At 44.0% G+C, this 22036-nt stretch carries 22 protein-coding genes and 1 riboswitch; of the genes, 19 read left to right on the forward strand and 3 right to left on the reverse strand.

The features are described from left to right. Nucleotides 1-115: 115 nt before the first annotated feature. The 11 genes from JOD02_RS09500 (at nt 116) to JOD02_RS09550 (ending at nt 12991) form a co-directional block, all read left to right on the forward strand. Nucleotides 116-1873: a RecQ family ATP-dependent DNA helicase gene (locus JOD02_RS09500; RefSeq protein WP_204489081.1), complete on the forward strand. Its 1758-nt coding sequence runs from the start codon at nt 116-118 to the stop codon at nt 1871-1873. 35 nt (nt 1874-1908) lie between these two features. Further along, entirely contained in the window at nt 1909-2325 is a 417-nt protein-coding gene (locus JOD02_RS09505) for a site-specific DNA-methyltransferase (RefSeq protein WP_204489083.1), read from the forward strand. A gap of 48 nt (nt 2326-2373) precedes the next feature. Continuing rightward, entirely contained in the window at nt 2374-4881 is a 2508-nt protein-coding gene (locus tag JOD02_RS09510) for an MBL fold metallo-hydrolase (RefSeq protein WP_204489085.1), read from the forward strand. A gap of 189 nt (nt 4882-5070) precedes the next feature. After that, entirely contained in the window at nt 5071-5952 is an 882-nt protein-coding gene (gene galU / locus JOD02_RS09515; protein ID WP_204489086.1) for a UTP--glucose-1-phosphate uridylyltransferase GalU, read from the forward strand. A gap of 97 nt (nt 5953-6049) precedes the next feature. Next, nucleotides 6050-7780, forward strand: a complete 1731-nt coding sequence (locus tag JOD02_RS09520) for a phospho-sugar mutase (RefSeq protein WP_204489088.1) — start codon at nt 6050-6052, stop codon at nt 7778-7780. 6 nt (nt 7781-7786) lie between these two features. Beyond that, on the forward strand, nt 7787-8533 hold the full coding sequence (locus JOD02_RS09525) for an HAD family hydrolase (RefSeq protein WP_204489089.1): 747 nt from the start codon (nt 7787-7789) through the stop codon (nt 8531-8533). 253 nt (nt 8534-8786) lie between these two features. After that, on the forward strand, nt 8787-9695 hold the full coding sequence (gene thrB, locus JOD02_RS09530; RefSeq protein WP_204489090.1) for a homoserine kinase: 909 nt from the start codon (nt 8787-8789) through the stop codon (nt 9693-9695). A gap of 55 nt (nt 9696-9750) precedes the next feature. Then, nucleotides 9751-10188: a Fur family transcriptional regulator gene (locus JOD02_RS09535; protein WP_204489091.1), complete on the forward strand. Its 438-nt coding sequence runs from the start codon at nt 9751-9753 to the stop codon at nt 10186-10188. Next, nucleotides 10185-11015: a polyamine aminopropyltransferase gene (speE, locus tag JOD02_RS09540; protein WP_204489092.1), complete on the forward strand. Its 831-nt coding sequence runs from the start codon at nt 10185-10187 to the stop codon at nt 11013-11015. The genes JOD02_RS09535 and speE overlap by 4 nt, the downstream gene beginning before the upstream one ends. A 49-nt stretch (nt 11016-11064) precedes the next feature. Next, the gene (gene radC / locus JOD02_RS09545) at nt 11065-11730 is read left to right on the forward strand and encodes a RadC family protein (RefSeq protein ID WP_204489093.1); all 666 of its coding nucleotides are present in this window, start codon (nt 11065-11067) and stop codon (nt 11728-11730) included. Between the two features lie 97 nt (nt 11731-11827). Further along, a complete protein-coding gene (locus JOD02_RS09550) occupies nt 11828-12991 on the forward strand; it encodes an amidohydrolase (protein WP_204489094.1) in 1164 nt (387 codons plus the stop codon). A gap of 316 nt (nt 12992-13307) precedes the next feature. Here JOD02_RS09550 and JOD02_RS11695 read toward each other — a convergent pair whose 3' ends face one another. Then, nucleotides 13308-13430, reverse strand: a complete 123-nt coding sequence (locus tag JOD02_RS11695) for a hypothetical protein (protein ID WP_279380690.1) — start codon at nt 13428-13430, stop codon at nt 13308-13310. 187 nt (nt 13431-13617) lie between these two features. After that, the gene (locus tag JOD02_RS09555) at nt 13618-14751 is read right to left on the reverse strand and encodes a transposase (RefSeq protein WP_243426468.1); all 1134 of its coding nucleotides are present in this window, start codon (nt 14749-14751) and stop codon (nt 13618-13620) included. Nucleotides 14752-14964: 213 nt separating this feature from the next. On the opposite strand from JOD02_RS09555, the gene JOD02_RS09560 reads away from it, so the two are divergent. The 7 genes from JOD02_RS09560 to JOD02_RS09590 all read left to right on the forward strand — a co-directional run bounded on the left by JOD02_RS09560 (nt 14965) and on the right by JOD02_RS09590 (nt 20412). Next, nucleotides 14965-15969 carry a Gfo/Idh/MocA family protein gene (locus tag JOD02_RS09560; RefSeq protein ID WP_204489095.1) on the forward strand — a complete coding sequence of 335 codons (1005 nt, stop codon included), beginning with the start codon at nt 14965-14967 and terminating at the stop codon, nt 15967-15969. 79 nt (nt 15970-16048) lie between these two features. Then, entirely contained in the window at nt 16049-16969 is a 921-nt protein-coding gene (locus JOD02_RS09565; protein ID WP_204489097.1) for an AEC family transporter, read from the forward strand. A gap of 102 nt (nt 16970-17071) precedes the next feature. Then, a riboswitch (FMN riboswitch) is annotated at nt 17072-17193 on the forward strand. A gap of 94 nt (nt 17194-17287) precedes the next feature. Next, nucleotides 17288-17902: an ECF transporter S component gene (locus JOD02_RS09570; RefSeq protein ID WP_204489098.1), complete on the forward strand. Its 615-nt coding sequence runs from the start codon at nt 17288-17290 to the stop codon at nt 17900-17902. Between the two features lie 134 nt (nt 17903-18036). Further along, nucleotides 18037-18498, forward strand: a complete 462-nt coding sequence (gene tsaE / locus JOD02_RS09575) for a tRNA (adenosine(37)-N6)-threonylcarbamoyltransferase complex ATPase subunit type 1 TsaE (RefSeq protein ID WP_279380691.1) — start codon at nt 18037-18039, stop codon at nt 18496-18498. After that, the gene (gene tsaB / locus JOD02_RS09580) at nt 18495-19190 is read left to right on the forward strand and encodes a tRNA (adenosine(37)-N6)-threonylcarbamoyltransferase complex dimerization subunit type 1 TsaB (RefSeq protein WP_204489102.1); all 696 of its coding nucleotides are present in this window, start codon (nt 18495-18497) and stop codon (nt 19188-19190) included. Before tsaE ends, tsaB begins: the two co-directional genes overlap by 4 nt. A gap of 19 nt (nt 19191-19209) precedes the next feature. Continuing rightward, on the forward strand, nt 19210-19686 hold the full coding sequence (gene rimI, locus JOD02_RS09585) for a ribosomal protein S18-alanine N-acetyltransferase (protein ID WP_341534573.1): 477 nt from the start codon (nt 19210-19212) through the stop codon (nt 19684-19686). A gap of 6 nt (nt 19687-19692) precedes the next feature. Further along, on the forward strand, nt 19693-20412 hold the full coding sequence (locus JOD02_RS09590) for a TIGR01906 family membrane protein (protein ID WP_204489106.1): 720 nt from the start codon (nt 19693-19695) through the stop codon (nt 20410-20412). A gap of 130 nt (nt 20413-20542) precedes the next feature. Here JOD02_RS09590 and JOD02_RS09595 read toward each other — a convergent pair whose 3' ends face one another. Next, complete coding sequence (locus JOD02_RS09595) at nt 20543-20722, reverse strand: hypothetical protein (RefSeq protein ID WP_204489107.1); 180 nt, start codon at nt 20720-20722, stop codon at nt 20543-20545. Nucleotides 20723-20820: 98 nt separating this feature from the next. Here JOD02_RS09595 and tsaD point away from each other — a divergent pair, with 98 nt between their 5' ends. Beyond that, nucleotides 20821-21906, forward strand: coding sequence for a tRNA (adenosine(37)-N6)-threonylcarbamoyltransferase complex transferase subunit TsaD (tsaD, locus tag JOD02_RS09600; protein ID WP_243426470.1), 1086 nt, complete (start codon nt 20821-20823; stop codon nt 21904-21906). Nucleotides 21907-22036: the final 130 nt, after the last annotated feature.

The raw sequence follows: 22036 nt of genomic DNA on the forward strand, positions 1-22036 counted from the left end.
GATGGTGGGGCAACAGCACAGGGAAGAGTTATAGCAGATAAATTTTTGTTTTGGCTAGGGGAAGGCTGAGGTATAGTCTTCAGTTTGGGGAAATAACCAAAAGGTGTGGCGGTTTATGAGCCAGTCAGAAATTTTGCGCGAATATTTGCAACAATACTTTGGACATGATGATTTCCGTCTCGGCCAGCGGCAGGTAGTGGAAAGCATCCTGCAAGGGGAAAATGTGCTTGCAGTCTTTCCGACCGGAAGCGGTAAGTCGTTGTGCTACCAGCTCCCTGCCATTATGCTTCCTGGCATAACGCTGGTCATATCCCCTCTTATATCTTTAATGAAGGACCAGGTTGACCAACTGAGCCAGAGAGGGATTCCTTCGACTTTTATAAGCAGCATTCTTTCAGAAGAAGAGCTTTTGAAGCGCATGCATGATTTAAGGCAGGGAAAGTATAAGGTCATATATATTGCCCCTGAACGTTTTTATTCAGAAGGGTTTATTGATGCCTTAAAGGGCTTGCATGTATCGTTTGTGGCGGTTGATGAGGCTCACTGCATATCCCAGTGGGGGCACAGTTTCCGTCCTGCTTATTTGAGGATTAAAGACTTAATAGAGCAGGTGGGCAGCCCAATAGTAGGTGCTTTTACGGCTACTGCCAACCGAAGGGTGCAAGAGGATATAGTGCGGCTTCTCGGTTTAAAGGAGTATAGACTGTTTGTCAGCGGTTTTGACAGGCCCAATTTGGAGTTTAGGATAGAGATGCCACGAGATAAGCAGGAGTTTGTGCTCAAGTTCGTTAAGAAGAATTTAGGAAAACCAGGTATAATTTATGCCGCCACTAGGAAGACGGTTGAGGACCTCTACAGTTTGCTCATAAACAGAGGTATACCCGCCGGGATGTATCATGCGGGCCTGAGCAGTCAGGACAGAGTTATAGCACAGGATGACTTTACCCGGGGTAAAACCACCGTGATGGTGGCTACCAATGCTTTTGGTATGGGCATAGACAAGAGCGATATTAGATATATAATCCATTACAACATGCCCAGGTCTTTGGAACATTACTATCAGGAAGTGGGACGGGCCGGAAGGGATGGTAAGTTGGCCTCCTGTATACTCTTGTATTCGGAAGAAGATTATCATCTCAACCGGGCTCTTATAAATATAAATTATCCTTCTGTGGCCTTGGTAGAGAGCGTATACAACAGAGTGCTTGAGGCGGGCGACAAAGGAATCGCCCTTGACGTGCTCCTTAAAGGCAATATATCAAAGCAAATTCTGCACAGCGCTGTGCGGAAGCTTATTGAGTATAACTACGTGAAGCTGAAAAGCGGTGTTATATATCCATTTTTAAGTGGCAGGAAGTTTGAGCTTACCCAGGAAGAGATAGACCAGCACAAGAAGGTGGAATTAGAGAAACTGGATAAAATGGTGGAGTACTGCCTGAGCAAAAGGTGCTTGCGGTGTAATATTCTTGAGTATTTTAACGAGGAGCCCACATTTACTAAATGTGGAAGCTGCAGCGTATGCGGTTTAGCCGCTGATGGGACAAAGAGGAAGTTTATAGATGATTTGCTTAAAGGGATACTAAATGTTAATGCCCAAACGCATGTTTCTAACACTGAGGAGACTGGGGAGGCGGACGCAGCGCTGCTGGATGTATTGAAACGGGTGAGGGAGAGGATTGCCCAAAAAACTGGGGTGCCTCGCCAGGCAGTCTTTGACGACAGCACCCTTGAACGGATGGCGGCCCTCAAACCTGTCACCAGAAAACAGCTGTTCAAAATTGATGCCGGGATAGAGCAACGCAAGGTTGAACTGTTTGCCGATGAATTCCTGCTGGAGATACACCGATATCTCCGTAAAAAGACCATTGTGTGAACTACACTTCTATTTAGGAAGTGAGTTTGAGGTTTATGAGTGATGTTAGAATGAAAAAGGTTTCTACTAAGACAAGTGCATTTGGCACCCCCGGCAGGTTCAATCATGACTCATCGGAGTTTTATAGCAGTAGGCTTTATCAAAATATAAAAATATCTAAGAATATTAAGTTTATAGAAAATCCTATACCCAAGGAAAGATTAAATAAAATATACTGTAAATCAAGTGAGTCAATGGATGAGATTCCAGATTATAGTGTACATTTAATGGTTACTTCTCCTCCATATAATGTAAAAAAAGAATATGATGAGGATTTAACATTGGATGAATACAGAGAATTGCTTAGAAGGGTGTTCAAAGAGACATACAAAAAATATGTCGGATTGGCTGAAAAAAGGATTAAGTCTTATTCACAACAAATGCATTTGTTTGATGATTACATTGTGGACTAGAAAGCTGTTAATACAGTTTACATTGTTTATATGGAAGGATGTTGATGGATGGAATTGACGTTTTGCGGTGGAGCTGCTGAAGTCGGAGCCAGCTGCTATCTGCTGCGCATAGATGATAAGAATATCCTTTTGGATGCGGGGGTCAGGATGGATTCGGCGAAAGATAGCCTTCCTGACCTTCGCATCATTCAAGAAAAGGGCGGTGTGGATGCGGTATTTGTCACCCATGCACATCTTGACCATACCGGCGCCCTTCCTGTAATAAGCAGGGAGTATCCCAATGCTCCCATATATATGACCCATGCTACCAAGGACTTGGTACGCGTCCTGCTTTATGACAGTCTAAAGATTATGGAACAACAGGAAGGCGAGATACCCATCTATGCAGAGGTTCATGTAAAGCAGATGCTGGACAGGATAATATGCTTTTCGCCCGAATATGCTATACAGCCTTTTAAAGATGCCGAGTTGAAAGTGACCTTTTATCATGCCGGGCATATCGTGGGTGCGGCCTGCGTCTATATACAAGGTAAAGAAGGGAGCGTGTTTTATTCAGGGGACATTTCCTTGGTTAATCAGTATACGGTAAGCGGAGCTGCCATACCTAAGTTGCGCCCTGATGTGGCCATATTGGAGGGTACTTACGGTGATAAGCTTCACGCTAACCGCCAGATGGAAGAAGAGCGCCTTATTAAGATGGTGGGTGAGGTCATAGATAGAGGAGGAAAGGTACTGGTACCAGCTTTTGCCATAGGGCGCGCTCAAGAAGTAATACTCATGTTGAGGCGTGCCATGAATAAAGGTAAGCTGCCTAAGTTTAAGGTGTTTGTTGACGGCATGGTGCGGGAAGTGTGCAGGGTGTATCGCTTGAATCCCAACTATCTCCACCCCAGTCTGGCTAAAAGGGTATGGAGGGATAAAGAGGTGTTTTTTGATGACTGGATACAGCCTGTGGCCGATCGCAAGGAGAGGGAGGCAGTATTAGGGCTTTCGGAACCCTGCTGTATAATATCCAGTTCCGGCATGTTAACCGGCGGCCCAAGCCAATGGTATGCCGAAAGGTTGGTGGGGGACGAGAAAAACTCCATAGCCATAACGGGCTATCAGGATGAGGAGGCGCCTGGAAGGCAGTTGCTTGACTTAGCAAATGCTCCCTGCGAGGAGAGGTTTCTGGCGTTGGGTGAAAGGCGGATCCCTGTCAAGTGCCAAGTTGACAGGTATAACTTATCTGCACACGCTGACAAGACCGAGCTTTTGGGCCTGGTGCATGCCCTGTCTCCGCGGCAGATTTTCCTGGTACACGGGCAGGAAGAAATTTTACAGCACTTGGGCAGGGAAATCCAGGCCGACTTCTGGGGCAGGATTTATGTGCCCAGAAACGGCGAAGTATACGATTTTCACATTGCTCAACCGAGAAAACAGCTTAGTAAGCTTTCAATTCCTTCGCTCGGTAAAGAGGGCATTCCCAGTGAAGGGGATATAGAGCTCCTTTGGAGGCATATACTGGCTCACGGTGGTCAAAAGGGGGCCTACAGTTTGGAAGAACTGCTCAATGTTTGGGCGGGTGTGGATGAGCCGGCACAGGAGCAGGTAAGCAAGCTGGCGGATGTGCTTCTTCATTCCGATTATTTTGAGCCTGATAGGTGGAGGCCTTTCTTGTACCGACCGCTATCTGAAGAGCAGGTGGCTGAACGTATTAAAGAGACTCAAGGCCCTATGGAAGTGAATCGTATGCTTGCATTGGTAGAGGAGTTTTTCCCACCTGAGACGGGGCTTTACAAAAAAGGAGCCAGGTTTGATGAAAAGGTTGCCTTGCTCTACTTTAAATTTCCCAAGATTGCAGCCCAGAAGTACAGGAATGAAATTGAGCAGTTTGAGAGGCTAACCGGATGGCGTGTGGAGCTTAACAAGGAATGCAATCTTGAAGCTGCCGAGGACCTGCTTGTAAGCCTTTTACCTGAGGGGGCTTATCTGTCGGGGAGTTTATCGTATTACCGTGCTCAGGGATATTTTAAAGCCTGTATTGAAGGGGACGTGGATGTTGAGGATATAATAAAAAGATTCAGGGAGACTACTGGCCTTGATTTAATCATTGAAAGGCACACACAACCTGAAACGCTTGAGCCAGTAGCTGCGCAGCCCGGCCAGATGGAGCAAAACAGGGCCTTTAAGCTGATAGAAGAAGCCTTTGCTGGAAAGCCTCATAAGCTGTACAAAAAAGGGCTTAAGCGGGATGAAAAAGGTGCTTATATAGAGCTTACTTTTATATCGCCGGAGATAGGCGAAAAGTACCGAGATGTGATATCACACCTTGAGAAAGAGACTGGTTGGCCCATGAGAGTCAATCCCAATCCCAACCAAAACGAGGTTATCAAGCTGGCAAGGCGGCTTTTGGAGCAAAGAGGAGTGCGTTTAAAAAAGAATCCCAGCTTTTTTCAGCTGGAAAAAGAGGTTAGGGTTGTCCCACTAAACGAGTGGGATTATGATGTATTCGAAGATGTTAAAAAGGAATTTGAATATTGTACTGGGTATAGGCTAGTTATTGAGAAAAGTTAGCATAAGATGTAAAATACTATATATGGATATCCTTGATGGGCACTATTGGCATTAAATTTCACAAAAGTCTGCAAGGTTTAATACAGTTTTTAAGGGTTCTCTGGGAGGTACACAGTTTTCAGTTTACCAGAATAAAAGGCTTTTTATGAGAAGTCAAATACGGAAAAGAGAAAGAATGGGGGATGTAGCATGAAGATAAGAAAAGCCATAATTCCTGCGGCTGGGCTGGGTACCAGGTTTTTGCCAGCCACAAAAGCACAGCCCAAGGAAATGTTACCCATAGTTGATAAACCTACCATACAGTATATTATAGAGGAGGCTATAGAGTCAGGGATAGAGGAGTTTCTTATAGTTACTGGGAGAAATAAGCGGTCTATTGAGGACCATTTTGATCGTTCGCTGGAGCTGGAAGAGGCTCTTCGTAAGAGCAACAGGGAGGACTTGCTCAAGCTTATAGATGATATTTCGAATATGGTGGATATCCACTATATACGCCAGAAAGAGCCCAAAGGTTTGGGCCATGCCATATACTGCGCCCGTTCCTTTATAGGGGACGAGCCTTTTGCAGTGCTGTTGGGCGACGACATCGTATATTCCAAGACGCCCTGTTTAAAGCAGCTCATTGAGGTTTACAATGAATATAAGACCACTGTTCTTGGATGCCAGCACGTGCCCAAAGAAGACGTGAGCAAGTATGGCATCGTCAATGCAATTCCTATTGAAGACAGGGTGTATAAGGTAAAGGGACTTGTGGAAAAACCACAGCCTGATCAGGCGCCGTCCACACTTGCCATCCTAGGACGGTATATCATTACGCCTAGGATATTTTATCACCTAGCCAATACTCCACCGGGAATTGGAGGGGAGATACAGCTCACCGATGCCCTTCAGGCGTTGGCGTCGGAAGAGGCAATATATGCCTACGAGTTTGAAGGCAAAAGATATGACGTGGGGCACAAGTTGGGGTATCTTCAGGCTACGGTGGAATTTGCTCTCAGGCGAGATGATTTAAGGGAAGAATTTGGAAGGTATTTAAAGAATTTGGTAGAAAAGGAGTTAAGCGATATTTGACCATATACGTGGCGCATATAAATAAAACTTTGGCCATTGTTAAACAATAAAACCGGCAATGTATGAAGTACATTAACAGAAAGGGAGGGAATTGAGTATGGATTATAAAGAGAGGTATAAGCTGTGGATGGAAAGCCCTGTAATAGACAAAGCAACAAAGGAAGAATTGATGGCCATAGCACACGATGAAAAGGAGCTGGAGGACCGCTTCTACAAAGATTTGGAGTTTGGTACTGGTGGGCTCCGTGGGATTATAGGTGCGGGGTCCAACAGGATGAATAAATACACAGTGGGTAGGGCTACTCAAGGATTGGCCAACTATATAAAGAAACAGGGGCAGGAGGCAATGAACAGAGGTGTGGTCATTGCCTATGACTCTAGGCGTATGTCTAAGGAGTTTGCGCTGGAGACGGCCCTCGTCTTAAATGCTAACGGTATTAAAACATATCTGTATGATGAACTGCAGCCTACCCCGGTACTGTCCTTTAGTGTAAGGGAACTGGGTGCTATTGCAGGAGTGGTCATAACGGCCAGCCACAATCCTGCGGCTTATAATGGGTACAAGGTGTACTGGGAAGATGGGGGACAGGTACCTCCCAGCCGTTCCGAAGAAATCATAAAGGAAGTATATGCGATAGAGCGCTTTGAGGACATTAAAACCATTACCAGAGAAGAGGCTGAAGCCCGTGGACTTTTCCATATCATAGGTGAAAACGTCTTATGCCGCTATATCGAAAAAGTAAAGCAGCTATGTATAAACAAGGAATTGGTTAAAGAGGTGGGTAAAGACCTCAAGATCGTTTATACTCCTCTGCACGGAACAGGTAACAAGCCGGTAAGGCGTGTTTTACAAGAACTTGGGTTTAAAAACGTCATAGTTGTACCAGAACAAGAGTTGCCCGATCCTGAATTTCGTACGGTGAAATATCCTAATCCTGAAGAACCCGAGGCTTTTGCTTTGGCTATAGAGCTTGCCAAAAAGCATGATGCCGACATAATAATAGGTACTGACCCTGACAGTGACCGGTTGGGTGTTGTGGTTAAGGATAGAGAAGGTAAATATGTTGTGCTGACTGGTAATCAGCTTGGTGCACTTCTAGTCAACTATGTGCTCGGCTCTTTACAGAGAGCAGGCAAATTGCCGTCCAATGGGGCTATAATTAAGACCATTGTGACCAGCGAGATGGGTAGGGAGATAGCTAATTCATATGGGATTGAGACGGTGGATACCTATACCGGTTTTAAGTTTATAGGTGAAAAGATCAAGGAGTTTGAGGAAAGGGGCGACAAGGTGTTTTTATTTGGCTATGAGGAAAGTTATGGTTATTTAGCTGGCGATTTTGTAAGGGACAAAGATGGCGTTATAGCCTCTATGTTGGCCTGCGAGATGGCTGCTTATTACAAATCCAGGAATATGACGCTGTATGATGGCCTGGTAGAGCTTTGGGAGAGGTTCGGGTATTACAATGAGACCCAGGAATCTGTATATCTAGAGGGTAAGGAAGGGATGGAAAGGATAAAGGCTATTATGGAAGATTTTCGTGCCAACCCGCCGGTGGATTTAGGTGGAGTAAAGGTTACTATTATTAAGGATTACAGGGAACTGAAGGCCTATCACGTAGAGGATAATAAAATTTTATCCATAGCCATGTCTCAACCCGCCGATGTTTTACGCTATACCCTGGCTGATGGGTCATGGTTTGCCGTCAGGCCCTCCGGTACTGAGCCCAAGATAAAGTTTTATTTCTCTACTGTTGGGAAAAGCCTCAAAGATGCTGAAGAAAAGATGAACAGGTTGGTGGATGGAGTGATGGCCAGGGTTAGATAAGGAGGGATGGAGTTGAGGGGGGTCGATACTTTCCTGTTTGACCTTGATGGGACATTGCTTCCCATGGATATAGATGAGTTTGCCGAGCTGTATTTTAAGGAAATGGCAAAAGTGTTTAGCGATTTGATAGAACCCGAGCGTATTGTAAAATATGTATGGGCGGCTACAAAGGAGATGATCAACAACAACGGGCAACGGACTAATCAAGAGGTGTTTATGGACAGCTTTGCCAGGCTAGTGGGGGAGGATAAAATTGATGTATACAAAAAGAGGTTTGATGCTTTTTATGAAGAAGGTTTTTTAAATACGCGGCGGTGCGTCAAGGATGTTCCTTTCATGCGGGAGAGCGTGCGTATATTGAAAGAAAAGGGGTACGATGTGGCTATAGCCACAAACCCCCTTTTTCCTATGAAGGCCATTGTCCATCGAATTAAATGGGCGGGATTCGACCCAGAGGATTTTATATATATCTCGTGTTATGAAAATAACAGGTTTTGTAAACCCAATGTGGGATTTTACCAAGAGGTTTTGAGGGATATCGGTAAATCCCCACATCAGTGCATCATGGTGGGCAATGACGTGCAGGAGGACCTTGTGGCTGCTTTGCTTGGCATGAAGACCTATTTGATTACCGAGTACTTGATACACAGGACCGATGAGCCTATTGAATGCACATATAAAGGATCGTATGAGGATTTTTATGAATTCGTGAAGGAGTTGCCGCCCATCGATAAACATCCATATACTGGATGAAATGGTAATATTTTGAGAGGAACGTGTGCTCGACGGAATGGACAGCTATGCGAATGATTACGATAGCGCCCAAGATGAAATACCACAGGGTATAATCATTCTCTATAAAAATACATGAGAGGAACGGCTTTGATAGAGTGCTATTTGGAATATTTTGTAGGGGATAGAGAGTCAAGAAAGGTTGTAGTGCAGTTGAAATTGTGGTACAATTTCCTAAAGAAAGGGAATACGTTCAAAACAGGAGGAAGCATATGTGGTAAGGGTCAGAGTACCGGCTACTACAGCCAATATTGGTCCGGGGTTTGATTGCCTGGGAATAGCAGTCGATATATACAATACTATAGAGGTAGAAGAATGGGATGAAGAGTTGCATATAGAGGTCAGAGGGCAAGGATGTCATGAAGTGCCGCGGGATCATACTAATTTGGTATATTCTGCCATGAATAGGATCTTTGATGAGGCAGGTTATCGTCCAAAGGGTATACGGATGGTGTTGACCAATGATATTCCGGTAGCTAGAGGGCTGGGGAGCAGTGCTGCTTGTATAGTGGGAGGTATGATGGCTGCCAATGCCCTGATAGGATTTAAGCTGGGATTGCCTGATCTGATGAGGCTAGCTGTACAGTATGATGGGCATCCTGACAACGTGGTTCCTGCCGTGGTAGGTGGAGTGACAGCAGCGTGTTTGGAGGGAGATGACGTTATATACATAAAGATGGATCCGCCAACTGGCATAAGGCTGGTGGTCATGATACCTGATTTCGAGCTGAATACTGCCAAAGCCAGGCAAGTGCTTCCCAACGCCGTACCGCTTAAAGATGCCGTGTTTAATATTAGCCGTACGGCCATTTTAGTTGCGTCTTTTTTGACTGGCAGGTCGGATATGCTTGCCATTGCTACACAGGACAGGTTACATCAGCCTTACAGGAAAGCCCTGATCCCTCATTGGGATGACATATTTTTTTGTGCCACTAAGTATGGCGCGAAAGGTGTGTTTTTGAGCGGAGCGGGACCTGCAATTATCGCTATTGTAGAGGAAGGCAATGCAACTGCTTTTGCAGAGAAGGTAAAAGAAGAATTTTATAGGTTTGAGGGAAGATGGGAGATACGGATTGTTGATTTTTGTAGAAACGGTACTGAGGTATTGCCATCGCATACATAAAAGAGGTTTTGTTATTTTATGATGCCTTAGGGAATAGAGTGAAGGAGTTTTGTGGATGGAAAATAAGAGCGAATTGATGGAACGGCTCAAGCAGAAAGGGTATAAGCTTACCAAGCAGCGCCAGGCCATACTGGATGCCTTTATGAGGATAGGGGAACCTCTGGTTACAGCACAGCACATCTTTGAGAAGGTGATAGAGGTAAATCCCGGTATCAACTTTTCTACTGTGTACAGAAATCTTGATATACTTGTGCAAGAGGGTATGGTGCGCAAGATAATGTTTGACCAAGGAGCTGCTTATTATGAGCTGATGGATGGAAGTCATCACCATCACTTGATTTGTAAAAGGTGTGGTAAAATACAGTGTGTGGATTATTGCCCACTTGATGATATGCCCATAAAAGAAGGGTTTGTTCCAATTGACCATAGTTTTGAGGTGTTTGGGTTTTGCAAGGAGTGTGTCGATGACGAAAGGGGGGGAGAGAGGGAGTGATTTGGTACGTGGAAGAGGAGACGCCAGGATACAGCCTTCATTGGAAGGTAAAGAGGGTGCTTTATGAACAGCAAACCAGGTATCAGAGGTTGCAAGTGCTGGAGCTTGAAGATTATGGGCGCGCTCTTGTTTTAGATAATGCTATCCAAATTACCGAGAAGGATGAATTCATATATAATGAGATGATCTCCCATGTACCATTGCTGACGCATCCTTCTCCCAAGCGCGTGCTTATAATTGGAGGGGGGGATGGAGGGGCGGCGCGAGAGGTACTTAAACATAAAGAGGTTGAAGAGGTACATATGGTAGAAATCGACGGTGAAGTGATTGAGGCGGTACGCAGATTTTTTCCGGTCAATGCCTCTGCTTTTGATGACCCGCGGTTTAAATTGTTTATACAGGACGGCCTTGACTTTATTAAATCTAAAAACCAGGAATACGATGTGATAATAGTGGATTCTTCCGACCCTGTAGGGCCGGCAGTACAGCTGTTTGAGTATCAGTTTTACAGCGATTGCTTAAATGCTTTAAAACCCGATGGGATTTTGAATGTACAGTCTGAATCTCCTTTTTATAATAAAGATATCATGAAGAGGGTAAAAGATTTGTTGAGCAGCCTGTTTAAATATGTCAATCCATACCTTGCTTGTATTCCTACTTATCCCAGCGGGCTGTGGAGCTTTACAATGGCTTCTAACGTATATCATTATTTAGCGGCTGATTTAACCCGTATCCAAGGATTAAATACGCGGTATTTTAATAAGGATCTGTTTCACGCGTGTTTTGCGTTGCCCGAATTTATAAATGATTTTTTGAATATGGTTTAGTCTCAAAAGGGTTTCTGTCTACATCTTCTTTGCTGGACAGGTGATATCGGTGCATGAGGGACACAGGGAAAGGGTCAAAAATAGATTCTTAAGTGAGGGGTTAGACAGCTTTGAACCCCATCAAATTTTGGAACTGCTGCTGTTTTATTCAGTGCCCAGAAAGGATACCAATGAACTGGCTCACGCTTTGCTGAAAAGGTATGGTTCTTTATCGGCGGTTTTTGAGGCAGATCCAGCTGATTTGATGTCTGTCCCCGGTATTGGCAAAAATTCTGCTGTATTGTTAACGCTCATACCATCGCTAGCAAGGATTTATTTTAAAGATAAATGGGGAAAAAAGCCTCAATTGAACAGTACGGCCAAGGCGGGAGAGTATTTAGTAGCGTTGTTTTCTGGTAGGTTATATGAGGCCTTCTATGTGATATGTCTGGATGCCCAAAATAGGGTCAATCATCCTTGTCTGGTTCATGAAGGGACAATTGACCAGGCAGCGGTATATCCTAGGTTGATTGTCGAGGCTGCATTGCGACACCAAGCACATGGAGTCATTCTAGCCCATAATCACCCTGGTGGTTCGCTGGAACCTTCTCAGGCCGACTTGAACGTTACGCGCAAGATAGTTGCCGCCCTCGAAGCCATTTCTATAAGGGTATTGGACCACATCATCGTGGCTGATGGAAAATATTTTAGCTTCGCCGATCACGGCCTTATATAGATTTTGTAATAAGGTGAGCATTTATAATGGGATATCACTAGATTGAAAGGCTTTGCATTGAAATGTTTCAAGTAATAAAGTGAGGGGAGAGAATAAAATGAATGTACTTATTAAAAATGGTAGAATACTTACCATGGCAGATAAAAACTACGATAGGGGGGACATATTGATTGAAGGGACCAAAATTAAAAAGATCGCTGAATACATAGACCCCCCAGAGAATTTTGAGGTAATTGATGTGCAGGGGATGTGGGTCATGCCGGGAATCGTTGATGCCCACTGTCATATAGGAATGTGGGAGGATGGGATAGGGACGGAAGGAGCCGATGGCAACGAGATGACTGACCCTGTGACTCCTCACCTTAGAGCCATTGATGGTATAAACCCTGAGGATAACAGCTTTCGTGAGGCCAGGGAACATGGCATTACCACAGTAGTTACCGGACCGGGAAGCGCTAACGTTATAGGAGGGCAGTTCGCGGCCCTTAAAACTTATGGACGCAGAGTGGATGATATGGTGCTTAAGGCTCCTCTGGCTTTGAAGGTGGCATTTGGGGAGAATCCTAAACGGGTATACGGCGGGCAGAACAAAGCTCCTTCCACCAGGATGGCTACTGCTGCCATACTGCGGCAGGCATTGATTCAAGCACAGGAATACAAGCGCAAGTTAGAAATGGGGCAGAAAAATCCTGATAAAATGCCAGATAGAGACCTTAAGATGGAGATACTGGTCAAAGTTTTAAATCGTGAGATACCGCTCAAGGTTCACGCTCACCGGGCGGATGATATATTAACGGCGATAAGAATTGCTAAAGAGTTCAATCTAGATTATACTCTAGACCACTGTACAGAAGGCCACAGGATAGTCGATTTCTTGTTGGAAGAAAAGGCAAAGGTCATTGTGGGTCCGTTGCTTACAGAGCGGAGCAAGGTGGAATTGAGAAATCTTACCTTTAAAGCGCCTGCCATTCTATCTAAAGCCGGTCTTAAAGTGGCCATTATGACCGATCACCCGGTAATTCCCATTCAGTATTTGCCTGTTTGTGCCTCTATAGCCGTGAGGGAAGGGATGGATGAGATGGAGGCCTTGAAAGCAATTACCATCTATCCTGCTCAAATAACTGGCCTGGATGACAGGGTGGGAAGTCTAGAGGAAGGCAAGGATGCCGACGTGGTAATCTTTGACGGCCATCCCCTGGATGTGCGTTCAAGGACACAGTGGGTATTTATTGATGGCAATCTGGTATTCAAAAGGGAATGAGAAATTATAATTAAGGCTGTTATGCCAATATCGAGTAATTAATAATGAACACTCTCGAAAAGTAAATGGGAATAATTACAAGGAAATAGGAAAAGGGTTATTTTGACAAAATTGTAGATATGATTACCAAATATAAGAGATGGACCTTGAAAAATTCATATGGTATTACCTGGATAACCTAAAAAAGGGTATAACAACCTAAGCTTTAAAAATAGGATTTTTTAAAGCTTCTAGAAAAAGCTATAAAAGTTGTAAACTGGGCTGTCTACGCTGCCTTGATAAAGGTATCTACAAAACTAAAGTTTGTATGTTTAATTCAAGCATCAAGATGGATATTGACTGCGGCAAAGGTAGCCATGGCAAATCTCATCATATTGCTTCTTGAGCGAGCTCTTTCAATATTGTAGTCGATAAACAATCTCTTATTAGTACGTTCCACCGACGTCCTTGTTTTGAATTTATCCTTGAAAGCCTTGGTGTGGCGTGGGACGGGTGGAAACATTCGAGGGTCATAGTCGGGTTTTATATAAACTACTTTACCGTAGGAGCTCTTGGAACACAAACAGTCATGAGGAGGTTCTTGACCATGGCAAGCGAACCAGCAGCGGTACTTGATACCTTTAGGTTTACTGTAGCCCCAGTTTTGATAAGGGATACCACCTGGGCATATAGGTCTTCCCTTTGTTATCAAAGCAAAGGATGTCGGGATGAGGGTAGTCAAATTTAAGTTTACTGCGAGAATCCAGTGCTATGAAAGGTATCATGTTGTAGTGTTTGAGTAGGTCATAGGTTGGGTAGTTATCCATAGCGCCGTCAGCGATGAAATGTTTAAAGGTGAGGTTGTGGTAGATAGAATGGATGTCCCTTAGGGCAAAGATGGTAGTAACACTATCGTGACGGTTGGCCTGCACTATTCGCATGTATATAGGGAGGTCATAGGGGCTATCGGAGGCGGTGACAGTAAAGAGAGTGCTACCGTAGAACCACTGGTTGCGGTAGCTATCCCAGCCCCAGGTTGCCTCAGGGTCAGAGAAGTGCCTTGGGCAGGTACAGTTGTAAATACCTTTAGAATGGCAGTCACAGACTTTGGTGCCGTAATGGCTTGCACCAGAGTTGTAAGAAGAGCCATCGAAGGCGACAGATAGTTTGGAAGTATCACCCAAGAGGCCCATTTGTGCGGAGGTATCGACGAGGCAGCGAGCGAGGAATTCTTGAAGGATTTTCTCGGGTCTAAAGTCAGGGAGTTTGCATTTAATAGTGCGATTTACAAGTTTTCTTACGATACCTGGGTGTTTATTGGGCAACTTTTGATTGGGTTTAAACCTTTTATTAGGTTTAGGGGAGAAAGGGCGAAGATTGCGTATTCTTTTTAGGAGTTTTTTATGAGAAGCAAGCCAGAGGCGCCAGAGGAGGTCATAGTAGGAGCCGACGCCAGGGGCTTTATCGGAATCGAAGCCACAGATATCGAATAAAAGTTGATCATGTTGTACCTTTTTGGCCCATTTTGTGATAGAATGTTCTTGTTGGTCGAGCATAAGTGTCAACGAGCGAATAATGCCCTGCTGATTTTTAGCTGGGCGCCCGAAGTCAGGGTAAAGAGGTTTTATTATTGGGAGCAGGTTATCCAGGTTGAGTAGGTAGAGCTTGGAGATAGCTTTATCGAGCTCACGGAGCCTGCTTTTTTCTTTTTGATCATAGGCAGATAGACGTTGTATAAGATGTTGTTGATAATCGGAATGAGATTGCCAGTTTCTTAGCATGTGTAAAACCCCCCAAACGAAATAGAATTAGAGAACATAAGACTATTTTGGGGGTAAGAGCTAAGAAAGTAAAGTTGTAATAAATGGAAATTAGGATATGAAAGTTGTTTACAAAGTAGGGGTGAAGCTTAAAGGCTGAGCCCTGAAACATATATAAATGAAGCTCTCGGACTTTTCGAGAGCGTACAATAATTTCGATGGGGGGATATAAGTATGTTGAGGGTGGCAATGCTCAGCCGTTGGCATGTACATGCGACTGGATATGCCAATGAATTGAGGTCTTTGCCCGATGTGGTTATTACCACGGTATGGGATGAAGATCAAAGCAGGGGACAGCAGTGGGCATGCGAACTGGGGGTGGAATTTGTGCCAGACCTTGATGCCCTTTTTGCGAGGGAGGATGTAGATGCTGTGTGTGTAAATGCCCCTACTAATATGCACGCTGAGATTATGGTTGCAGCTGCTAGGGCAGGGAAACACATCTTTACCGAAAAAGTCATGGCTATTACTACCAAAGAAGCTGAAAGCATTGCAAAGGCCGTAAAGGAAGCGGGTGTTAAATTCTGTATATCATTTCCTCACAGGACAAGGCCTGCCAACCTTTTTGCAAAAAAGGTAGTTGAAGAGGGGTTGTTAGGGGACATCACGTTGATGAGAGTACGAAACGCCCATGATGGAGCCTCTAGCAATTGGTTACCGCAGCATTTCTATGACCCTGTACAATGTGGTGGAGGAGCTATGATTGACTTAGGAGCTCATCCCATGTACCTTTGCAGATGGATATTAGGCAAGCCCTTACGTATAACTTCCATGTTCAACAGCTTTACCAATAAACCCGTGGAAGATAATGCGGTATGTGTTATAGAATTTGAAAATGGAGCAATAGCTGTTGCGGAGACTAGTTTTGTGTCTAAGAGTAGTCCTTTTTCATTAGAGCTTTACGGTACCAAAGGAAGCCTTTTTATAGGAGGGCCGGAAAACAAAGTTAAATTAATATCTGATGGCTTGATGAGTGCAATATCGGGTTGGGTAGAACCGTCCAGGCTTCCTGAGCCTTTGCCTAGCCCCATACAACAATGGGTAAACGGTATATTGAAAGGTTCGGAGATCCATTTTGGAGTTGAGGAGGGGGTACAACTTACTGAACTTATGGAGGCGGCATATATTTCTTACAGGGAGAGAAGAATAGTGGAATTTTCAGAGATTGAACATTTGTGAAATTGGCATGATATGTACTTACTGTATATACTTGTGTGGTAATAATCAAACATTTAAATGAGCAAAGGATTGTAGAGAAATGGGGAAACTTACTAATACCAGCGTTGTAGTATCTCAAATAACTGTATTGTTTTTGATTATAGGGATCGGTTTTTTTGCCCGAAAGAGAGATATTATATCTAGAGACATGACCAAGAAATTATCAGAATTGATATTGCAAGTTACACAGCCGCTTTTAATAATTACTTCTTTTAATTTTGAGCTTTCTAAAGAAATGCTTCGTAATGTGCTGTTGATCTTCTTACTATCATTGGGTATTCACCTGCTTTCAATGGTGGTAGGTCAAATTTTATATTTTAGATATCCCGACCATATTAGAAGTGTGCTCAAATATGTGACGGTATTTTCTAATTGTGGTTTTATGGGATTTCCAGTGCTGGAGAGCATCTTTGGCACAATTGGTATTTTTTATGGTTCTATATATGTTATACCTTTTAATATACTAACTCTTTCATATGGTGCGATAATTTTTACCGGGAAAAGCGATAAGGATATGCTGAAAAAAATATTGGTTCACCCTGTAATTGTTTCTGTGGCTATAGGCATGGTTCTATTTCTATTGCAATGGAGGCTCCCTACGCCGTTGTACAAGGCGGCTTCGATGGTAGGTTCTATGACTTCTCCTCTGTCCATGCTAATAGTGGGCTCTTTGCTTGCAAGTACGCCAATTAAAGAAATGTTTTCAGGTTTTTCTGTATATTATGGAAGTATTGTGCGGTTAGTTTTTCTCCCCGTGCTGGTTATGACGATATTAAAGTCTTTTCCGCTTCCGCATGATATATTGCGTACTTGCGTCATCTTGACAGCTATGCCTGCAGCAGTCAATACTGTGATATTTGCTGAAAAATATGGCGGGAATGCCGAGCTGGCTTCAAGGTTTGTTGGGATATCCACAGCACTGTCTGTCGTCACAATCCCCTTGCTCATGGTGTTGCTGTAAATGTGATTTTGTAAAGTGCTTGGTGGCTACAAAAAGTACTTGCCAAACTTTTGACGGTCGGATATAATTATTGTCAACAAATGAATATAATTTTGGATGATTAGCTATCTTCGGGGCAGGGTGAAATTCCCGACCGGCGGTAAAGCCCGCGAGTCCCTGAGAGAGGGATTGATCCGGTGAAACTCCGGAGCCGACAGTTAAAGTCTGGATGGGAGAAGATAGTATTATTGTGTTCACGCATACGAAAAGCTCCCGAAAGATAGTCGGGAGCTTTTTTAATTAATTTTACAAAATTTCAATATGGGAGGAGAATGGTTTATGACTAAGGCGAAATTTAACACAGGTTTAGGGTTAAATTTCAAAGTTCAAGACATTACCAAAATTTCATTGCTTTCAGCTATTGCCTTTGTTCTCATGGTGTTTGCCGAGTTTCCTCTTCCGCTTTTTCCATCGTTTTTAAAGATTGACTTGAGCGATGTGCCTGCCCTCATTGGAGGGTTTGCCATGGGTCCTGTGACAGGGGTTATAATCGAATTCATAAAAAATTTACTTCATTTTCTTTTTAAAAGCGAGACAGGTGGGGTTGGAAACCTGGCAAACTTCGTCGTGGGAATTGGATTTGTGGTTCCAGCATCGGTGGTATATTCGGTAAATAAGACTAAAAAGGGAGCGCTCATAGGTATGGCAGTGGGTACGGTGACCATGACTCTGCTGGCTTCCCTGGCAAATTATTATGTGTTGATACCCTTGTATGCTAAGGTGTATTCCATGGATGCTATATTAAATATGATGTCCCAGGCCAATAAAGCGATAGTTGATCTAAAAACGTATATAGTGTATGCTGTTATACCTTTTAATGTTATAAAGGCGGTGTTAGTCTCTATAATTACTCTTCTCATATACAAAAAGGTATCCCCTATTCTTCACCGGTAGGATAACTGTAAGTTTGATGTTCCCCGTTTGTGCATAAAACGGGGATTTTTTATTTTTGCTCTGTTCTTGTTATACAGAACGTTTAAGGTTATAATATAAAAACATGATAATATTTTTACAAGGAATGATGCGTTATGGTGGTGTTTGTGACGTATTCAGAGGAGGAAACGGTGAGACTTGGTATAAGGATGGGTAGGTTGCTCAAAGCAGGGGATATTGTGCTACTGTATGGGGGTTTGGGAGCTGGCAAGACCGTTTTTACTAAGGGTATTGCTCTGGGTTTGGGCTCTCAGGATATGGTCACAAGCCCTACTTATACTTTGATGCATACGTATAAAGGGAAAGTACCAATTTATCACTTTGATTTGTACCGGTTGAGCGGACCGGACGAAGTGCTGGACCTGGGGTATGAGGAGTTTTTTTACGGTGATGGAGTAACCATAGTGGAATGGCCTGAGCGCTTGGAATACCTTTGCCCACAGGAGCACTTGAGCGTGAGGATAGAGATGGGTGAAAATAGCCAAAGCAGAAAAGTTACCGTTGATGCAGTAGGAAGCCGATATACCAATGTTGAAAAGGAGCTTGAAAGCATATGAGGGTTTTGGCAGTTGAGACATCTTCGGCCGTAATTTCTGTGGCCATAGTGGATGAGCACAGGCTGCTTGCGGAGTATATATTGAACCAGGAACGGAATCACTCCATGAAATTGATGCCAATAGTGGAAGAGGTGTTAGAAGAGTCTCTATTGGCGTTTAATGATATAGACGTATTTGCGGTAGCCCATGGGCCTGGTTCGTTCACGGGGTTGCGCATTGGGGTGGCCACTGTTAAAGGGTTGGCTCAGGCGCTCAAGAAACCGGTGGTTGGGGTTTCAACCCTTGATGGGCTGGCGTTTAACCTGGCATATGCCCAAGGGCTGATCTGTCCCATAATGGATGCCAGGCGTGCACAGGTGTATACTTCGGTGTACAGATGGAGCGAAAATGGGCTTAAGCGGCTTGAAGAGTATTTAGCTGTATCTGTAGAGAAATTGATAGAGTTGCTCGGCAAGTGGGATGAGCCTGTCCACTTTTGTGGCGATGGAATATTTGCTTACAGGAGCATTATAGAAGCACAAATGGGAGGTAGGGCGATTTTTGTTCCTCCCACCCATGCTTTGCAAAGGGCTTCTTCTATAGCATGGCTGGCTCTTGAGAGAGCGTTGACAGGGGATACCCAAACTTATTGGGAGCTACAACCTTTTTACCTGCGTAAATCGCAGGCTGAACAGAGATTTGGGAAGCGCTAGCAAAGGGGGCCGATTGTTAGTGGATTACGTCGTTCGCCCAATTAAATCTGATGACGTCGATGCGGTGTGGGAGATAGAGAAGATGTGCTTTTCTGTTCCATGGTCCAGGCAGTCCTTTGTGTTGGAGGTGGAAAAGAACAAATGTGCCCGGTATGTGGTAGCTGAGCAGGATGGTAATGTGTTAGGGTATGCAGGAATGTGGCTTATCGTTGATGAAGCTCATGTAACTAACATAGCGGTGCATCCTCTTTTTCGCAGGAAGGGAATAGGCCAGGCACTACTCAAGGCTTTGATGATGGAGGCTTACAGAATGGGCATAGATAAGATGACGCTGGAGGTCAGGGCTTCCAACATAGCTGCACAAAGTTTGTATAAAAAGCTGGGTTTTGTTGAGGTGGGTGTGAGAAAGGGATATTACAGCGATAACGACGAAGATGCTGTCATAATGTGGAATTTTAGCATAAGCCGTGCGCTGGGTTTAAAACAGGGGGAATGATATAAAATGGTCAATTTAAGGAAGTCGAGAGCAGTGGCACTTTTTGTTTCAGCGGCGTGTGTAATTTTGTTTGCTTTTATAATGTTGCTTACATGTATAGAGATTTCCGCCTTTGACATTGGATTTTACAGTATCGAGTATGAAAAACTGAAGCGCCCTGAAGCTATAGGTATCTCCCAAAAAGAACTAATGGGGGTTACGCAGGCGTTGTTAGCATACATAAAGGGTCAAAGGCCTGATTTGAACATCAAGGCCGTCATCAATGGTCACGAGAGGTATGTATTCAATGAGCGCGAGATGGCTCATATGGTGGATGTTAGGGATTTGTTTATAAGAGGATACATATTGCGCAATATTTTGATTGCCATGTTGGTTGTCCTGGTATTTGTGCTGTATGTGCTTACCAGAAAGGACATGACCAGGTGGTTATTTAAAGCTTATTTGTTTTTTTTAGCCTTTTTAGCTGTAGTATGTGGTATTTTGGTGGTACTCATCAGTCAAGACTTTACCTCTTATTGGAACTATTTCCACTATATTTTCTTTGATAACGACTTATGGTTGCTGGATCCCGAGACTGATATACTTATACAGATGGTTCCGGAGCAGTTTTTTTACGATATAGTGGTCAGGATAGTTACGCATTTTATTTTGGGAATGCTAATTACGGGGTTGTTGCTGGGGAGCGCATTTTTATTGATAAACAGGGTAAAACGAGGAGGGGGATAGGGCTTTTTCTTAAAGCCCTATCCCTTAGCATTATATGGTTGAAATGAGATTTAGGAGGCCTTACTCCAGCTTTTATTGCAGAGGTCACACAAACGCAAGTAACTGTCGTTAAAAGAGTAGGTTCTTTGGACTAGTTTTCACTGCTGAAAGTCCTGAAACCGCCTGAAAACAGGAACAATATGACAAGGATGATGATCAATAGTTCGAAGTCGTCATCATGGAAGAAATTGCCTCCACTCAGTAACAAGAACAGCAGGATAAGTATGAGTATGGAATTATCGCCACCAAAAAAGTGTAAAAGGTTTGACACGCTTCATCACTCCCTTATTTTATTTCAATATCATGTTATGTATGACTTACTAGAGTGTTACAGTATTTTTAAATTGATTTTTAAGGAGGTAAGCGGTTATGACCTATTTTGAAGAGATGAGGAGCAAAGTAGAAGAACTTAGACGTAAAAATGATATACTGATTCTTGGCATAGAGACTTCCTGTGATGAGACGTCGGCGGCGGTCGTAAAAAATGGGCGTACAGTGCTCAGCAACAGAATTTCATCTCAGATTGAACTCCACCGACAATACGGTGGCGTGGTACCTGAGATAGCTTCACGTAAACATGTGGAGACCATAAGCCCCATCATAGATGAGGCGCTAGAGGAGGCGGGGATAGGGTTTGAGCAGCTGGACTGCATAGCCGTTACTTTTGGGCCTGGATTGGTGGGGGCCTTGCTGGTGGGAATGTCCATCGCTAAGGCGCTGGCTTACGCCCTTCGCATCCCCCTTATAGGGGTGGACCACATCGAGGGTCATATAAGCGCAAATTATATTGAACATCCCAACCTTCAGCCGCCTTTCCTTTGTCTGGTGGTATCGGGAGGACATACCCATCTGGTATGGGTAAAAGACTATGGGGAATACAGCCTCATAGGGCAAACCCGTGATGATGCGGCTGGAGAGGCCTATGATAAGGTGGCCAGGGCTTTGGGATTGAGCTATCCTGGAGGACCGGCTATTGATGCTGTAGCAAAGCAGGGAGATCCTGAAACAATATACTTTCCAAGGGCATACATGGAAGAGGAGAATTTCGATTTCAGCTTTAGCGGGCTCAAGACGGCGGTGCTCAACTATCTCAACAACCTGGAGCAGCACGGCCAAAGTTACAGCGTGGCAGACATAGCTGCCAGCTTTCAGCAGGCCGTAGTGGATGTTTTGGTAGATAAGACAATCAAGGCGGCTCAAAAAATAGGGGTGACTAGAATAGCCCTGGCGGGTGGTGTAGCTGCCAATTCTTTATTAAGGGAATATATGAAGCGAAAGACCGAGGAATGCGGTTTTGAAGTATATTATCCTTCACCGGTGCTTTGTACCGATAATGCTGCTATGATAGCCTGTGCGGCCTATTACAGGCTTATGAAGGGAGTTTTCCATGACCTGTATCTGACTGTAGAGCCCAGCTTTTCCAACATTGTGAACGACCGTATACAGTGTGGATAATGTGGTCAATAAAAGTGTGGATAATGTGAACATCTGATGGGAATGGTCAACTTAATTGAGCAAGAACTGTGGATAACTCTGTGGATAATGTGAATATTTCAGAAAAATCATTATTTTGACTTTTAACCTG

This window comes from Caldicoprobacter guelmensis (genome assembly GCF_016908415.1).
In the GTDB taxonomy this organism is placed as follows: Bacteria; Bacillota; Clostridia; order Caldicoprobacterales; family Caldicoprobacteraceae; genus Caldicoprobacter; species Caldicoprobacter guelmensis.

Excerpts from the sequence above, each read along its gene's own strand:
- tsaB (WP_204489102.1), top strand. The coding sequence starts at position 18,495 with ATGAGGGTTTTGGCAGTTGAGACATCTTCGGCCGTAATTTCTGTGGCC.
- galU (WP_204489086.1), top strand. The coding sequence starts at position 5,071 with ATGAAGATAAGAAAAGCCATAATTCCTGCGGCTGGGCTGGGTACCAGG.
- JOD02_RS09520 (WP_204489088.1), top strand. The coding sequence starts at position 6,050 with ATGGATTATAAAGAGAGGTATAAGCTGTGGATGGAAAGCCCTGTAATA.
- JOD02_RS09560 (WP_204489095.1), top strand. The coding sequence starts at position 14,965 with ATGTTGAGGGTGGCAATGCTCAGCCGTTGGCATGTACATGCGACTGGA.
- tsaE (WP_279380691.1), top strand. The coding sequence starts at position 18,037 with ATGGTGGTGTTTGTGACGTATTCAGAGGAGGAAACGGTGAGACTTGGT.
- JOD02_RS09525 (WP_204489089.1), top strand. The coding sequence starts at position 7,787 with ATGGAGTTGAGGGGGGTCGATACTTTCCTGTTTGACCTTGATGGGACA.
- JOD02_RS09570 (WP_204489098.1), top strand. The coding sequence starts at position 17,288 with ATGACTAAGGCGAAATTTAACACAGGTTTAGGGTTAAATTTCAAAGTT.
- JOD02_RS09535 (WP_204489091.1), top strand. The coding sequence starts at position 9,751 with ATGGAAAATAAGAGCGAATTGATGGAACGGCTCAAGCAGAAAGGGTAT.
- JOD02_RS09590 (WP_204489106.1), top strand. The coding sequence starts at position 19,693 with ATGGTCAATTTAAGGAAGTCGAGAGCAGTGGCACTTTTTGTTTCAGCG.
- tsaD (WP_243426470.1), top strand. The coding sequence starts at position 20,821 with ATGACCTATTTTGAAGAGATGAGGAGCAAAGTAGAAGAACTTAGACGT.
- JOD02_RS09565 (WP_204489097.1), top strand. The coding sequence starts at position 16,049 with ATGGGGAAACTTACTAATACCAGCGTTGTAGTATCTCAAATAACTGTA.
- JOD02_RS09550 (WP_204489094.1), top strand. The coding sequence starts at position 11,828 with ATGAATGTACTTATTAAAAATGGTAGAATACTTACCATGGCAGATAAA.
- JOD02_RS09555 (WP_243426468.1), bottom strand. The coding sequence starts at position 14,751 with ATGCTAAGAAACTGGCAATCTCATTCCGATTATCAACAACATCTTATA.
- JOD02_RS09510 (WP_204489085.1), top strand. The coding sequence starts at position 2,374 with ATGGAATTGACGTTTTGCGGTGGAGCTGCTGAAGTCGGAGCCAGCTGC.
- JOD02_RS09505 (WP_204489083.1), top strand. The coding sequence starts at position 1,909 with ATGAGTGATGTTAGAATGAAAAAGGTTTCTACTAAGACAAGTGCATTT.
- JOD02_RS09500 (WP_204489081.1), top strand. The coding sequence starts at position 116 with ATGAGCCAGTCAGAAATTTTGCGCGAATATTTGCAACAATACTTTGGA.